Below are 14,482 nucleotides of genomic sequence, written 5' to 3' on the forward strand. Positions count from 1 at the left end.
GCTTGGGCCCAGCCGGTTGGCCGCGAACTGCAGTTGCCTATTCGTGTCAGCAGCCTTGCCCCCGTCGCCAAGGAGAAGCGCCGATGACCGTCCTCTCGAACGTTGTGAGAGGCGACGCCGTGCTCCAACAGGGACCGGACGCGAGCGTCCACCTGCCTGCCGGACTGGCAACCATCTGCCTGCCGTACCGGCCCGATTCGGTGGGCACTGCCCGGCGCTTCGTGCGTGCGAGGTTGCGGGGTTGGGGGCTGGACGAGCTGGTGGACGACGCCGTCGTCATCGTCAGCGAGCTGGCCACCAACGCCGTCGAGACCTGCTGCCAGACCCGCATGCTTGTCGGCGTCCGCCGTCCAAGCGACCGGACGCTGCGCATCCTCGTCGGTGACGGTTCCCGCTCGATGCCCGTGATGGTCCAAGCCGGGCCCGACGCCACGTCCGGCCGGGGCCTGGCGATGGTCCACCGCCTCACCCACGGCCGCTGGGGCGTCACGCCCCTCCCTTTCGGCAAGGTCGTCCACGCCGACCTCCCGATCGCCCGCGCCGCTCCACTCGGCCGGCTTGCCGAGTCGTTGATCCGGTCCTCGACCACCATGCCCAAGGAGGAACAGTCCAGATGACCACCGCACCATGGGGCATCACCCGCATGGGCCCGTACCCCGAGTCCAGCCCCATCCCCGCCCTCACGCCCGTCATCGACCCTGAGACGCAGGTTGCCGGGTTCGTGGACGAGCACACGGCGAATCTCGATGAATTCCGTTTGGTGTACGGCGCGTTCGACTTTGCCATCACCACCCGCGGCGACTGGTACTTCCTTGAGTGCAACCCCAACGGCCAGTGGGCGTGGCAGCCGGCCGAGACCACTGCCGCGATCGCCCGGGCCATTGCCGACCAGTTGGAGAGAGGTCCCGACTCGTGAGCACATCGGCTCAGCTGCGCGCCGCCCTGGTGGACAGCCTCACCGGGGATGACAGGATCACCGACCCGGCGTGGGAGGACGCCGCCAGAACGGTTCCCCGGGAGCTGTTCGCCGGGTCGTTCTTCGTTCCTGTTCCGGGAAGCAACCCGACTGCCTACCGTCCGGTACACAGGGACGAGCCCGGGTGGCTGGAGCGCGTCTACGCGAACGAAACGCTGATCACCCAGCTCGACGGGCGGACCCGCCCCGAGGACGTGCCCGTCGGCACCACGACCGGCACCCCGTCCTCCTCGTCCACCCTGCCGTCGCTGGTGCTGCGCATGTGGCACCAGCTCGGCGTGGAGGCCGGACACCGGGTACTGGAGATCGGCACCGGGACGGGCTACTCGACCGCCCTCGGTGCTCACCGGCTCGGGGACGCCGACCTCACCAGCATCGAGTACGACCCGGTGGTGGGCGAGGCCGCCGCCACCGCCATCAATACAGCCGGGCACTCCCCTCGGCTGATCATCGGCGACGGGCTGCTCGGCGACCCGGACGGGGACCGGTACGACCGGCTCATCGCCACCTGTTCGGTCCGCTACGTTCCGCCCCCGTGGCTGCACCAGGTGAAGCCGGGCGGTCGGATCCTGGTCACGTTGTCCGGCTGGTCCTTCGGCTTCGGTCTCGCGCTGCTGGTCGTGACCGGCCCCGGGGAGGCCACCGGCCGGTTGCTGCCCGGCTACACCAGCTTCATGATCGCCCGCCCGCACGACCGGCCGCCCCGCCAAAGCCTCTCGCTGCTCCCCGGCGACGAACGCCCGACCCGGATCGACCCCGAGATCATCAGCACCTGGACGGGCAGTTGGGTGGCGCAGCTCGCGGCACCATCCGCCGAACGCATGGGAGCCGGCGGACACCAGATCCTCTCGGACGTGGCGACCGGATCGCAGGCCCGGACCATGCCCACCCCTGAAGGCGGGTGGACCGTGGTCCAGCGCGGCCCGCTCCGGCTCTGGGACCAGGTGGAGAGCGCCGTCGAAGCCTGGCAGCAGGCAGGTGAACCGCACCAGGAGGGTTTCGGGGTCACCGTCTCGGGCTCGGGGCAACGCGTCTGGATCGGGCGCGAGGACGGTCCGGGCTGGAACCTGCCCATCTGAAGACGACGGCCCGGCTCCCCCGCCGAGGGGAGCCGGGCCGTCGATGTTCGGACCAGGCGGGATCAGCCGCCGAGCTGGATACCGGCCATCCGCTTCCACTCGTACGGACCGGTCTTCACCTTGAGGCCCAGCTCGCCCTCGAAGTCGTCGTGCAGGGTCAGCCCGGCCAGCTCCGCGGCCCGGCGGCCCACGGCGTAGCTGGGGGCCACCTGGTCGCCCCAGGCGCCGTCCGCGCCGACGACGACGATGCGGGTGGCGACGGCGCCGACGTACTCGACGACCGCGTCGGCGCTGCCCCCGTGCTGCCGGGCGAAGCTGGTGAGGTTCTTGGCGATGCGCTTGGCGCGGCGCTCGGTGCGGGCGTCCGGCGCGGCGGCGGTGGCGGTCTCTGCGCTGCTCATGCCCCGCATGCTACCCACCGGTAGTGCGGCTGGCGACGGGAGCGTCCTGTGCACCGGGACACATACTGGAGGAGTGACGTTCCAAGGCTGGCCGACCGAGGCGCTCGACTTCTACGAGCACCTGGAGGCCGACAACTCGAAGACCTTCTGGCAGGCCCACAAGGACCGCTACGAGGAAGCCGTGCGCGCCCCGATGGAGGAGCTGCTCGCCGAGCTGGAGCCGGAGTTCGGGCCGGGGAAGATCTTCCGCCCGAACCGCGACGTCCGCTTCAGCGCCGACAAGTCCCCGTACAAGACGCACATCGGCGCGCACCTGGAGAGCGGCGGCTACATCCAGCTCTCCGCCGACGGCCTGGCCTGCGGCAACGGCATGTACCAGCTCGCCCCCGACCAGCTGGAGCGCTACCGCGCCGCCGTCGCCGAGGACGTCACCGGTGCCGAGCTGGAGCGGGTGATCGCCCGGGTGGAGAAGGAAGGACCGCAGGTGTTCGGCCGGGACTCCCTCAAGTCGGCCCCGCGCGGCTACCCCAAGGACCACCCGAGGATCGAGCTGCTGCGCCACAAGGGCCTGGTGGCCTGGCAGGAGTGGGAGCCGGCGAAGTGGCTGGGCACCCGCGCCGCACACACCCGGATCAGCGGCTTCCTGCACGCCTCCCTCCCGCTGCGGGAGTGGCTGGACGGCCATGTCGGCCCCTCCGAGCTCCCGGCACGCTGACGACGCGAAGAGCCCCGGTCCACCAGGACCGGGGCTCTTCGACGTCAGACGAGTCCTACTTCACGAACGGGTCGACCGCGCAGACCACCATCAGCAGCGACAGGTAGGTGATCGACCAGTGGAACAGCCGCATCTCCTTGAGCTTCGCGCCCACGATCCCGGCCTTGGCCCGCGCGTACAGCGCGTGCGCCTCGCGCAGCCAGGCCGCGCCCAGCAGCGTCGCGGCGACCGGGTACAGCCAGCTCATGTGCCCGAGCGGCCAGACCGCCAGGGAGACCGCGACCATCACCCAGGAGTAGGCGACGACCTGCTTGCCGACCGCCACGTTGCCCTTGACGACCGGCAGCATCGGCACCCCGGCCCGCTGGTAGTCGTCGCGCACCTTCATGGACAGCACCCAGGTGTGCGGCGGCGTCCAGAAGAACACCACCAGGAACAGCATCACGGCCGCCCAGGACACCGAGTTGGTGACCGAGGACCAGCCGACCAGCACCGGCATGCAGCCGGCGATGCCGCCCCAGACGATGTTCTGCGAGGTGCGCCGCTTGAGCCCGAGCGTGTAGACGAACACGTAGAAGAGCAGCGCGCCCAGCGCCAGCCCCGCGGACAGCCAGTTGACGCCGAAGCCGAGCAGCAGCGTCGACACGACGGCGAGCACGACGCCGAACACCAGCGCCTCGCGCGGCGAGACCATCCCGGTGACGATCGGCCGCCGCTCGGTGCGGGTCATCATCGCGTCGATGTCGCGGTCGATGTACATGTTGAGGGCGTTGGCGCCGCCCGCCGAGAGGTAGCCGCCGATCACGACCTTCAGCACCAGCAGCATGTTCGGCACGCCCTGCTGCGCCAGGAACATCACCGGCACGGTGCTCATCAGCAGCAGCTCGATGATCCGCGGCTTGGTCAGTGCGACGAACGCGCCGACACGGGCCCCGATCGGCCGGTGCGCAGGAGTCGCCCCGGTGACCCCGGCGGGACGGGTTTCGACGGCGGTCACTAACACCCCAACTGAAGATGAATCCTCGCAGGCGTCCACAGGAACGAAGGGTCCCGAATCGTCCGCTCTGCGCGTACCACGACACCATAGACGCTCCATATATCCCATCCGGCTCCGGGGTCCCCCGGCGAGGCGGAACCGCACACCCCCGGGTGAACCGACTGGGTGAAGCCACGAAGCGTCTCCGGCCGCCCCCGCTAGCCCGTCCTGACCACCCCGGCGGCGGGCGGCCGCGAAACGGGAGAGCCTGGGACAAAAGCAGTCACACCGGCCTAGTGGGAATCACCATGCGGAAATCCCGGTTGTCTCAGCACGGAGGGTGAGCCCCGGCCCGGACGGTAGGCTCGCACGCAGAAGCGGGATCTACCCTCCGTGACCGGCACCACCCAGCGTCGGGACCACAGCGCCGTGGCCGACCCGGTCCCCATTCACGGGGTCACTCTTCAATACGGAAGGAGCCCTGAGACAGGGTGAGCACTGCGCCGACGAACGCATTCGAGTGGACCGATCTGGACGAGCGCACGGTTGACACCGCGCGCGTCCTCGCGATGGACGCTGTCCAGAAGGTCGGCAACGGACACCCCGGGACGGCCATGTCGCTGGCCCCGGCCGCGTACCTGATCTTCCAGCGATTCCTGCGCCACGACCCGACCGACCCGGCCTGGGTCGGCCGTGACCGCTTCGTCCTCTCCCCCGGGCACACCAGCCTGACGCTCTACACCCAGCTGTACCTGTCGGGCTACGGCCTGGAACTGGACGACCTCAAGGCCTTCCGCGTCGCCGGCAGCCGCACCCCCGGCCACCCCGAGCACGGCCACACGGCCGGCGTGGAGACCACCACCGGCCCCCTCGGCCAGGGCATCGCCAACGCGGTCGGCATGGCGATGGCCGCCCGCTACGAGCGCGGCCTGTTCGACTCGGAGGCCCCGGCCGGCGAGTCCCCGTTCGACCACACCGTCTGGGCCATCGTCTCCGACGGCGACCTGGAGGAGGGCATCTCCGCCGAGGCGTCCTCGCTGGCCGGCCACCAGCAGCTGGGCAACCTCGTCGCTCTGTACGACGACAACCACATCTCGATCGAGGGCGACACCGAGACGGCCTTCTCCGAGGACGTCCTCAAGCGTTACGAGGCGTACGGCTGGCACGTCCAGCGGGTGGCCCCGAAGGCCAACGGCGACATCGACGTGGCCGCCCTCGCCGAGGCGCTGGCCGCGGCCAAGGCCGAGACCTCCCGCCCGTCGATGATCGCGATGCGCACGATCATCGCCTGGCCGGCCCCGGACGCCCAGAACACCGCCAAGGCGCACGGCTCCGCGCTCGGCGCCGCCGAGATCGCCGCCACCAAGAAGGTCCTGGGCTTCGACCCGGAGAAGACCTTCGAGGTCAGCGACCAGGTCATCGAGCACGCCCGCCTGGTCATCCAGCGCGGCAAGGCCGCCCGCGACGAGTGGCAGCAGTCCTTCGAGGCCTGGCGTGCCGCCGACGCGCAGCGCGCCGCCGAGTTCGACCGCATCCAGGCCGGCGAGCTGCCCGAGGGCTGGAAGAAGGCCGTCCCGTCCTTCCCGGCCGGCAAGGACGTCGCCACCCGCAAGGCCTCCGGCGACACCCTCAAGGCGCTCGGCGCGGTGATCCCGGAGCTGTGGGGCGGCTCGGCCGACCTCGCGGAGTCCAACCTCACCACCATCGACGAGGACAGCTCGTTCCTGCCCGAGGGCAACCCGCTGAAGTCGGCGAGCCCGTACGGCCGGACGATCCACTTCGGCATCCGCGAGCACGCCATGGGCTCGACCATGAACGGCATCGCCCTGCACGGCAAGACCCGCGTGTACGGCGGCACCTTCCTGGTCTTCGCCGACTACATGCGCCCGGCCGTCCGCCTGGCCGCGCTGATGAAGCTGCCGGTCACCTATGTCTGGACGCACGACTCGATCGGCCTCGGCGAGGACGGCCCGACCCACCAGCCGGTCGAGCACATGGCCTCGCTGCGCGCCATCCCGGGTCTGGCCATGGTCCGCCCGGCCGACGCCAACGAGACCGCCGTCGCCTGGCGCACCGTGATCGAGCGCCAGACCAGCCACCCCGGCCCGGTCGGCCTGGCCCTCACCCGCCAGGGCGTCCCGACCTTCGACCGCGAGGTCTTCGGCTCCGCCGAGGGCACCGCGAAGGGCGGCTACGTCCTGGCCGAGGCCTCGACCGGCGACCCGCAGGTGATCCTGCTCGGCACCGGCTCCGAGGTCCAGCTGGCCGTCAAGGCCCGCGAGGTGCTGGAGGCCGAGGGCATCGCGACCCGCGTGGTCTCGCTGCCGTCCTTCGAGTGGTTCCAGGAGCAGGACCAGGCCTACCGCGACAGCGTGCTGCCGCCGTCGGTGAAGGCCCGGGTGTCGGTCGAGGCCGGCATCGCCCAGGGCTGGCGCGAGCTGGTCGGCGACCACGGCCGGATCGTCTCGCTGGAGCACTTCGGCGCCTCCGCCGACTACAAGGTGCTGTTCGAGGAGTTCGGCATCACCGCCGAGCGCGTGGTGGCCGAGGCCCACAACGCCCTGCGCTCCCTCGAAGCCGTCAACCGCTAGCACCCAGGGCCGCGTACTCGCCCGCACGCGGGTACGCGGCCTCCTCTGACTACCCCACGAAGCAGAAGAGCAAGGGACTGAAGCACCATGACTGACGCACTGAAGCGCCTCAGCGACGAAGGCGTTGCGATCTGGCTGGACGACCTCAGCCGCAAGCGGCTGAACTCCGGCAACCTGGCCGAACTGGTGCAGAACAAGCACGTGGTGGGTGTCACCACCAACCCGACCATCTTCCAGAAGGCGATCGCCGGCAGCGGCGACGACTCCTACGACGGCCAGCTGCGTGACCTCGCCGTCCGCAAGGTCACCACCGACGAGGCGATCCGCATGATCACCACCTCGGACGTGCGTGACGCCGCCGACGTGCTGCGCCCGGTCTACGACGCCTCCAACGGCCGCGACGGCCGGGTGTCGATCGAGGTCGACCCGCGCCTGGCGCACGAGACCGCCGCCACGGTGGCCGAGGCCAAGCAGCTGTGGTGGCTGGTCGACCGCCCGAACGTCCTCATCAAGATCCCCGCCACCAAGGCCGGTCTGCCCGCGATCGCCGAGGTCATCGGCAAGGGCATCAGCGTCAACGTCACGCTGATCTTCTCGCTGGAGCGCTACAAGGCCGTCATCGACGCCTACCTGACCGGTCTGGAGTCCGCCAAGGCCAAGGGCCTGGACCTCTCCCAGATCGAGTCGGTCGCCTCCTTCTTCGTCTCCCGCGTGGACACCGAGATCGACAAGCGCCTGGACAAGATCGGCGGCGAGGCCAAGAACCTGCGCTCCAAGGCCGCGCTGGCCAACGCCCGCCTCGCCTACCAGGCGTACGAGGAGGTCTTCGGCAGCGTCGACGGCAAGACCGCCGGCAGCGCCCGCTGGGCCGCCCTGGAGGCCGCCGGCGCCAAGCCGCAGCGCCCGCTGTGGGCCTCCACCGGCGTCAAGGACCCGGCCCTGCCGGACACCCTGTACGTCACCGAGCTGGTCGCCCCCGGCACCGTCAACACCATGCCCGAGGCCACCCTGGACGCCACCGGCGACCACGGCGTGATCACCGGCAACACCATCGTCCCCAACTACGCCGACGCCAAGGCCGCGCTGGACGCGATCGCCGCCGCCGGCGTGGACTACGACGACGTGGTCCAGGTCCTGGAGGACGAGGGCGTGGAGAAGTTCGAGCAGTCCTGGAACGAGCTGCTCGACACCGTCACCGCCTCGCTCGCCTCCTTCGCCGACGAGAAGTGACCCCTGCTCACAGCCAGCGCACGAAAGCGGAGCCCATCAAGTGAGCACTGATTTCCCTGAGTTGACTTCGGAATCGGACGCGGACGACCTCCCGCCCGCCCCTGTCAACCCGCTTCGTGACCCCTCCGACCGACGGCTCCCGCGCATCGCGGGGCCGTCCGGTCTGGTCATCTTCGGGGTCACCGGAGACCTGTCCCGCAAGAAGCTGATGCCGGCCATCTACGACCTGGCCAACCGCGGTCTGCTTCCCCCGGGCTTCTCCCTCGTCGGCTTCGCCCGCCGCGAGTGGGACGACGAGGACTTCGCCAAGGAGGTCCACGACGCCGTCCGGGACCACGCCCGCACCCCGTTCCGGGAGGAGGTCTGGCAGCAGCTCGCCAAGGGCATGCGCTTCATCCACGGGACCTTCGACGACGACGAGGCCTTCGACAAGCTCCGCGAGACCATCGAGGAGCTGGACAAGGCGCAGGGCACCGGCGGCAACTTCGCCTTCTACCTGTCCGTCCCGCCGAAGTTCTTCCCGACGGTCGTCCAGCAGCTCAAGAAGCACGGCCTGGCCGACCCGCCGCAGGGCTCCTGGCGCCGCGCGGTCATCGAGAAGCCCTTCGGGCACGACCTGGAGAGCGCCCAGGAGCTCAACAAGGTCGTCCACGAGGTCTTCCCCCGGGACGAGGTCTTCCGGATCGACCACTACCTGGGCAAGGAGACGGTCCAGAACATCCTGGCGCTGCGCTTCGCCAACCAGATGTTCGAGCCGATCTGGAACCGCTCGTACGTCGACCACGTGCAGATCACCATGGCCGAGGACATCGGCATCGGCGGCCGGGCCGGCTACTACGACGGCATCGGCTCCGCCCGTGACGTGATCCAGAACCACCTGCTCCAGCTGATGGCGCTGACCGCCATCGAGGAGCCGGCGTCCTTCCACCCCAAGGCGCTGGTGGCCGAGAAGCTCAAGGTGCTCAGCGCCGTCAAGCTCCCGGCCGACCTCGGGCGGCACACCGTGCGCGGCCAGTACGCCGCCGGCTGGCAGGGCGGCGAGGAGGTCGCCGGCTACCTGGACGAGGACGGCATCGACCCCGACTCCAAGACCGACACCTACGCGGCCATCAAGCTGGAGATCAACAACCGCCGCTGGGCGGGCGTCCCGTTCTACCTGCGCACCGGCAAGCGCCTGGGCCGCCGGGTCACCGAGATCGCGGTCGTCTTCCAGCGCGCCCCGTACCTGCCCTTCGACTCCTACGCGACCGAGGAGCTGGGACAGAACGCCCTGGTCATCCGGGTCCAGCCGGACGAGGGCGTGACGGTGCGGTTCGGCTCCAAGGTGCCGGGCACCTCCTTCGAGGTCCGGGACGTCACGATGGACTTCGCCTACGGCGAGTCCTTCACCGAGTCCAGCCCGGAGGCGTACGAGCGGCTCATCCTCGACGTGCTGCTCGGGGACGCCAACCTGTTCCCGCGCCACCAGGAGGTCGAGCTCTCCTGGCAGATCCTCGACCCGATCGAGAAGTACTGGGACACCCACGGCAAGCCCGCCCAGTACGCCTCCGGTACCTGGGGCCCCACTGAGGCGGACGAGATGCTCGCACGAGACGGCAGGAGCTGGCGTCGGCCATGAAGATCGACCTCACCAACACGACGTCCAGCAAGATCAACGCCGCGCTCATGGAGGCGCGCCGGGGCAGCGGAGCCACCGCCGCCGGCATGGTGCTCACCCTGGTGATCGTGACCGACGAGGGCAGCGCCTACGACGCCCTCAAGGCCGCCAACGACGCCTCCCGCGAGCACCCGATGCGCACCCTCGCGGTGATCAAGCGCGCCGGGCGTTCGCCGCGGGCCCGCGCCGAGACCCGGCTGGACGCCGAGATCCTGGTCGGCTCGGACGCCGGCTCCGGGGAGACGGTCGTCCTGCGCATGCACGGCGAGCTCGCCGCGCACGCCCAGTCGGTCGTCCTGCCGCTGCTGCTGCCGGACGCCCCGGTCGTGGTCTGGTGGCCGGACAACGCGCCGCTGCACCCGGCGCAGGACCCGCTGGGCTCGCTCGCCCAGCGCCGGATCACCGACGCCGTCACCGCCGAGTCCCCGGTCGGCCAGCTCGCCCAGCGGGCGCAGAGCTACACCCCGGGCGACACCGACCTGGCCTGGACGCGGATCACCGGCTGGCGCTCGATGCTGGCCGCCGCGCTGGACCAGCGGCCGTCCACGATCGTCTCCGCGGCGGTCGAGGGCGAGTCCTACAACCCCAGCGTCGAGCTGCTCGGCCTGTGGCTGACCAACCGGCTGCACGTGCCGGTCGAGCGGGTCGTCACCGGTGGCCCCGGCATCACCGCGGTGCACCTGCGCACCAAGGACGGGGACATCACCCTGGACCGGCCGGACGGCCTGATGGGCACGCTCTCCATGCCCGGCTCGCCGGACCGCCAGGTGGCGCTCAAGCGGCGCGAGACGGCGGAGCTGATCGCCGAGGAGCTGCGCCGGCTGGACCCGGACGACATCTACTCGACGGCCGTGCGCACGCCCGTCGACCGGCTGCGCGAGCCGGCCAACGCCGAGACGGCGGCGGCCGAGCGGGTCGCCCACGCGGTCTCGGTCGCCGCCGGGGAGCCGGTGGCCAACCCCGACCGGGTCACCTCCGACGCGTCGGAGAAGAAGCCCGCGAAGAAGGCCGTCGGCAAGCGCGCGGGCAAGGACGGCGCATGACCAACGCGACCCCGCAGCTGGTCGTCCACCGGGACAAGGAGCTGATGGCCCAGGCGGCCGCGGCCCGGCTGATCACCCGGATCGTGGACGCCCAGGCCGCCCGCGGCACCGCCTCGGTGGTGCTCACCGGCGGTCGCAACGGCAACGCCCTGCTCGCCGCGATCGCCGCCTCCCCGGCGCGCGACGCGGTCGACTGGGGCCGGCTGGACCTCTGGTGGGGCGACGAGCGCTTCGTGCCCGCCGCCGACCCGGACCGCAACGCCGTCCAGGCCCGCGCCGAGCTGCTGGACGCCGTCCCGCTCGACCCGGCGCGGGTGCACGAGATGCCCGCCTCGGACGGGGTGGACGGCTCGGACGTGGAGGCCGCCGCGGCCCGCTACGCCGAGGAGCTGCGGAAGGCGGCCGGGCCGGGCGACCGGCTGGGCGTCCCCGCCTTCGACGTGCTGCTGCTCGGCGTCGGCCCGGACACCCACGTCGCCTCGCTCTTCCCCGAGCACCCGGGCGTGCGGGAGACCGAGCTGACCGTGATCGGCGTTCGCGGGGCCCCCAAGCCCCCGCCGACCCGGGTCTCGCTCACCCTCCCGGCCATCCGGGCCGCCCGCGAGGTCTGGCTGCTGGCCGCCGGCGAGGACAAGGCGGGCGCGGTCGCGCTGGCCCTGTCCGGCCCCGGCGAGATCCAGGCGCCCGCCTCCGGGGCGTACGGGCGCAGCCGCACCCTGATGCTGCTGGACCGCGCCGCCGCGGAGCGGATCCCGCCGCAGCTCTACCCGCCGGCCTCGGCGTAGGGCAGGAACGCCGAAGGGCGCCACCGTCGATGACGGTGGCGCCCTTCGGCTTCCGCCGGCACGGCGCTCGCGCGGTCAGATCTCGCCGCGGAGCTTCGCCAGCGCCTCGGCCAGGATCGCCTCGCCGTCGGCGTCGGTGCGCCGCTCCCGGACGTAGGCGAGGTGCGTCTTGTACGGCTCGTTGCGCGAGGGAGCCGGCGGGTTGTGCTGGTCCTGCCCGGCCGGGAAGCCGCAGCGCGGGCAGTCCCAGGTGTCCGGGATCGCCGCCTCCGCGGCGAAGCTGGGCCGGGTCTCGTGCTTGTTGGCGCACCAGAAGGAGATCCGGTTGCGCGGGGCGGACTCGCCGCGCTCCGCCTCGCCCATCGGGCCGGCCCCAACCCTGCTGCCACGGATGGCATTGCCACTTGCCACGGTCTGACTCCCTGCGTACTGGTGCGCCGACCCGCCGCGGTGCGCGTCGGTGGCGAAAGTCGTCCTAGTGTAAGCAGGAGTTAAGCCTCCGCCACCACTGCCTGCGCCCCCGACCGTCCCAGGATAGGCGCTCGGGCGACGGGGCGTCAGGCTTGTGTCAGCTCTTGTACTTCAGCAGCAGGCTGAGCACGATGATGCTGGCGAACCAGCCCAGGCCGACCACGATGGTGATGCGGTCGAGGTTTCGCTCGGCCACCGCCGAGCCGCCGCCGGTGGACATCGCGCCACCGCCGAACATGTCCGACAGACCGCCGCCCTTCCCCTTGTGCAGCAGCACCAGGAGGATCATCAGCAGGCTGAAGATGATCAGGGCAATCGAGAACCCGAGAACCACGGCGGGACCAACTCTCTCGTATCTTCGGCGAAGGGGCCGGGCCGCGTACGGCGGTCCGGCCCCAAAGCCTACGTTGCTGCGGCGGCGTTAGCCTACTGCCTGCTCACGGTAGCGCACGATCTTGACGAACTCCTCGGCGTCCAGCGAGGCACCGCCGATCAGGCCGCCGTCGATGTCGGGCTTGGCCATCAGGCCGGCCGCGCTCGACGACTTCACCGAACCGCCGTACAGCACGCGGACCTTGTCGGCCAGCTCGGCGCTGTACAGCTCGGCGATCCGCCCGCGGATGGCGGCGCAGACCTCCTGCGCGTCCTCCGGGGTGGCCACCTCGCCGGTGCCGATCGCCCAGACCGGTTCGTAGGCGACCACGATGGACTCGGCCTGGTCGGCCGGGACGTCCGCCAGGGCGCCGTCCAGCTGGGCCAGGGTGTACTCGACGTGGGTGCCGGCCTTGCGGATCTCCAGCGGCTCGCCGATGCACAGGATCGGGGTGACCCCGGCGCGGTAGGCGGCCTTCACCTTGGCGTTGACGATCTCCTCGTTCTCGCCGTGGTACTGGCGGCGCTCCGAGTGGCCGATCACCGCGTAGGTGCACTGGAGCTTGGCCAGCATCGGGCCGGAGACCTCGCCGGTGTAGGCGCCGCCGTCGTGCCGCGAGATGTCCTGCGAGCCGTACTTGATCTTCAGCTTGTCGCCGAAGACCAGGGTCTGCACCGAGCGCAGGTCGGTGAACGGCACCAGGACGGCGACCTCGACGGCCTCGTAGTCCTTGTCGGCCAGCGCGAAGGCCAGCTTCTGGGTGTGCTGGATGGCCTCGAGGTGGTTGAGGTTCATCTTCCAGTTGCCCGCCATGAGCGGGAGACGGTCGGTCATGCTGTCAGCCTTCCAGGGCGGCGAGACCGGGAAGGGTCTTGCCCTCCAGGTACTCGAGGCTCGCGCCACCGCCGGTCGAGATGTGTCCAAAGGCGTTCTCGTCGAAGCCCAGGATGCGGACGGCCGCGGCGGAGTCCCCGCCGCCGACCACGGTGAACGCGTCGCTGTCCACCAGGGCCTGGGCGACGGCCTTGGTGCCCTCGGCGAAGGTCGGGTGCTCGAAGACACCGACCGGGCCGTTCCAGAACACCGTCTTGGCGTCGGCCAGCTTCGAGGCGAAGAGCTCGCGGGTCTTCGGGCCGATGTCCAGGCCCTCCTTGTCGGCGGGGATCTTGTCCGCGTCGACGACCGCGAAGTCCTCCACCGGCGCGTGGGTCTTGGTGTCGGGGAAGGACGCGGAGACCGCGACGTCCACCGGCAGCACGAACTCGACGCCGTTCTGCTTCGCCCGCTCCAGGTACTCCAGGACGGTGTCGACCTGGTCCTTCTGCAGCAGCGAGATGCCGACCTCGTTGCCCAGCGCGTACAGGAAGGTGTACGCCATGCCGCCGCCGATCAGGATGCGGTCGGCCTTGCCGAGCAGGTTGTCGATCACGCCGACCTTGTCGGAGACCTTGGAACCGCCGAGCACGACCACGTACGGGCGCTCGACGTCCTCGGTGAGCTTCTTCAGCACGCCGACCTCGGTGGCGATCAGGTCGCCGACGGCGCTCGGCAGCAGGCCGGGCAGGTCGTAGACCGAGGCGTGCTTGCGGTGCACGGCGCCGAAGCCGTCACCGACGTACAGGTCGGCGAGGGCGGCCAGCTGCTCGGCGAAGGCCTTGCGCTCGGCGTCGTCCTTGCTGGTCTCGCCGGCGTTGAAGCGCAGGTTCTCCAGCAGCACGACCTCGCCGTCGGCCAGCGCGGACACGGCGGCCCGGGCGCTCTCGCCCACGGTGTCGGCGGCGAAGGCGACCGGCCGGCCGAGGACCTCGCCGAGGCGGGCGGCCACCGGCGCGAGGGAGTACTGCGGGTCCGGCTCGCCCTTGGGGCGGCCGAGGTGGGAGGCGACGACGACCTTGGCACCGCGCTCGACGAGCTTGGCGATGGTCGGGGCGACGGCGCGGATCCGGCCGTCGTCGGTGATCCGGTCGCCCGACAGCGGGACGTTCAGGTCGGCGCGCACGAACACGCGCTTGCCGGCGACTTCGAGGTCTTCGATGGTCTTCACGGGGATTCGGTTACTCCTGGGGAGATGGTCGATGCGCAGAGGCGGCACGGCGCAGGGGCCGCCTGAGAAGTCCATGAGCGCGGAACGAGGGCCCGGTCGGCATGGTGCGCCGTCCGGGCCCTCGTCCTCACATCACGTCAG

15 protein-coding genes are annotated in these 14,482 nt (G+C 70.9%); 9 read left to right on the forward strand and 6 right to left on the reverse strand.

The window, feature by feature from the left end; translation table 11 throughout:
- The first annotated feature begins 83 nt into the window (after positions 1-83).
- The 3 genes from IE332_RS15365 to tgmC are packed head-to-tail and all read left to right on the forward strand — an operon-like array spanning position 84 to position 2,055.
- Positions 84-617: an ATP-binding protein gene (locus tag IE332_RS15365; protein ID WP_189916406.1), complete on the forward strand. Its 534-nt coding sequence runs from the start codon at positions 84-86 to the stop codon at positions 615-617.
- Positions 614-916: a putative ATP-grasp-modified RiPP gene (gene tgmA / locus IE332_RS42375; protein WP_189916407.1), complete on the forward strand. Its 303-nt coding sequence runs from the start codon at positions 614-616 to the stop codon at positions 914-916. The genes IE332_RS15365 and tgmA overlap by 4 nt, the downstream gene beginning before the upstream one ends.
- Positions 913-2,055: an ATP-grasp peptide maturase system methyltransferase gene (gene tgmC, locus IE332_RS15375; RefSeq protein WP_189916408.1), complete on the forward strand. Its 1,143-nt coding sequence runs from the start codon at positions 913-915 to the stop codon at positions 2,053-2,055. Before tgmA ends, tgmC begins: the two co-directional genes overlap by 4 nt.
- Before the next feature lie 62 nt (positions 2,056-2,117).
- On the opposite strand, the gene IE332_RS15380 is transcribed toward tgmC, so the two are convergent.
- The gene (locus IE332_RS15380; protein ID WP_189916409.1) at positions 2,118-2,456 is read right to left on the reverse strand and encodes a hypothetical protein; all 339 of its coding nucleotides are present in this window, start codon (positions 2,454-2,456) and stop codon (positions 2,118-2,120) included.
- A 73-nt stretch (positions 2,457-2,529) separates the two neighbouring features.
- Here IE332_RS15380 and IE332_RS15385 point away from each other — a divergent pair, with 73 nt between their 5' ends.
- Positions 2,530-3,171 (forward strand): DUF2461 domain-containing protein, encoded by a 642-nt coding sequence (locus tag IE332_RS15385; RefSeq protein ID WP_229928618.1) that lies wholly within the window; start codon positions 2,530-2,532, stop codon positions 3,169-3,171.
- A 55-nt stretch (positions 3,172-3,226) separates the two neighbouring features.
- On the opposite strand, the gene IE332_RS15390 is transcribed toward IE332_RS15385, so the two are convergent.
- Entirely contained in the window at positions 3,227-4,174 is a 948-nt protein-coding gene (locus IE332_RS15390) for a heme o synthase (protein ID WP_189916411.1), read from the reverse strand.
- A 464-nt stretch (positions 4,175-4,638) separates the two neighbouring features.
- On the opposite strand from IE332_RS15390, the gene tkt reads away from it, so the two are divergent.
- The 5 genes from tkt to pgl all read left to right on the forward strand — a co-directional run bounded on the left by tkt (position 4,639) and on the right by pgl (position 11,453).
- Positions 4,639-6,738 carry a transketolase gene (gene tkt, locus IE332_RS15395; protein ID WP_189916412.1) on the forward strand — a complete coding sequence of 700 codons (2,100 nt, stop codon included), beginning with the start codon at positions 4,639-4,641 and terminating at the stop codon, positions 6,736-6,738.
- 87 nt (positions 6,739-6,825) lie between these two features.
- On the forward strand, positions 6,826-7,968 hold the full coding sequence (gene tal / locus IE332_RS15400; protein ID WP_189916413.1) for a transaldolase: 1,143 nt from the start codon (positions 6,826-6,828) through the stop codon (positions 7,966-7,968).
- Between the two features lie 61 nt (positions 7,969-8,029).
- Positions 8,030-9,586, forward strand: a complete 1,557-nt coding sequence (gene zwf, locus IE332_RS15405; protein WP_189916414.1) for a glucose-6-phosphate dehydrogenase — start codon at positions 8,030-8,032, stop codon at positions 9,584-9,586.
- Positions 9,583-10,668 carry a glucose-6-phosphate dehydrogenase assembly protein OpcA gene (opcA, locus tag IE332_RS15410; RefSeq protein WP_189916415.1) on the forward strand — a complete coding sequence of 362 codons (1,086 nt, stop codon included), beginning with the start codon at positions 9,583-9,585 and terminating at the stop codon, positions 10,666-10,668. The genes zwf and opcA overlap by 4 nt, the downstream gene beginning before the upstream one ends.
- Positions 10,665-11,453, forward strand: coding sequence for a 6-phosphogluconolactonase (gene pgl / locus IE332_RS15415; RefSeq protein ID WP_189916416.1), 789 nt, complete (start codon positions 10,665-10,667; stop codon positions 11,451-11,453). Before opcA ends, pgl begins: the two co-directional genes overlap by 4 nt.
- 75 nt (positions 11,454-11,528) lie before the next feature.
- Here pgl and IE332_RS15420 read toward each other — a convergent pair whose 3' ends face one another.
- The 4 genes from IE332_RS15420 to IE332_RS15435 form a co-directional block, all read right to left on the reverse strand.
- On the reverse strand, positions 11,529-11,816 hold the full coding sequence (locus IE332_RS15420; protein WP_030238413.1) for an RNA polymerase-binding protein RbpA: 288 nt from the start codon (positions 11,814-11,816) through the stop codon (positions 11,529-11,531).
- A gap of 205 nt (positions 11,817-12,021) precedes the next feature.
- Complete coding sequence (secG, locus tag IE332_RS15425; RefSeq protein WP_189916417.1) at positions 12,022-12,258, reverse strand: preprotein translocase subunit SecG; 237 nt, start codon at positions 12,256-12,258, stop codon at positions 12,022-12,024.
- Between the two features lie 87 nt (positions 12,259-12,345).
- Entirely contained in the window at positions 12,346-13,131 is a 786-nt protein-coding gene (gene tpiA, locus IE332_RS15430) for a triose-phosphate isomerase (RefSeq protein ID WP_189916418.1), read from the reverse strand.
- A 4-nt stretch (positions 13,132-13,135) separates the two neighbouring features.
- On the reverse strand, positions 13,136-14,341 hold the full coding sequence (locus tag IE332_RS15435) for a phosphoglycerate kinase (protein WP_189916419.1): 1,206 nt from the start codon (positions 14,339-14,341) through the stop codon (positions 13,136-13,138).
- Positions 14,342-14,482 lie beyond the last annotated feature (141 nt).

The organism is Kitasatospora xanthocidica (assembly GCF_014656195.1).
Lineage (GTDB): Bacteria > Actinomycetota > Actinomycetes > Streptomycetales > Streptomycetaceae > Kitasatospora > Kitasatospora xanthocidica.

Bases quoted from the DNA above. Each gene is read 5' to 3' on its own strand.
- tpiA (WP_189916418.1), bottom strand. From the start codon at position 13,131: ATGACCGACCGTCTCCCGCTCATGGCGGGCAACTGGAAGATGAACCTC.
- tgmA (WP_189916407.1), top strand. From the start codon at position 614: ATGACCACCGCACCATGGGGCATCACCCGCATGGGCCCGTACCCCGAG.
- tal (WP_189916413.1), top strand. From the start codon at position 6,826: ATGACTGACGCACTGAAGCGCCTCAGCGACGAAGGCGTTGCGATCTGG.
- pgl (WP_189916416.1), top strand. From the start codon at position 10,665: ATGACCAACGCGACCCCGCAGCTGGTCGTCCACCGGGACAAGGAGCTG.
- IE332_RS15365 (WP_189916406.1), top strand. From the start codon at position 84: ATGACCGTCCTCTCGAACGTTGTGAGAGGCGACGCCGTGCTCCAACAG.
- IE332_RS15420 (WP_030238413.1), bottom strand. From the start codon at position 11,816: ATGGGCGAGGCGGAGCGCGGCGAGTCCGCCCCGCGCAACCGGATCTCC.
- opcA (WP_189916415.1), top strand. From the start codon at position 9,583: ATGAAGATCGACCTCACCAACACGACGTCCAGCAAGATCAACGCCGCG.
- IE332_RS15380 (WP_189916409.1), bottom strand. From the start codon at position 2,456: ATGAGCAGCGCAGAGACCGCCACCGCCGCCGCGCCGGACGCCCGCACC.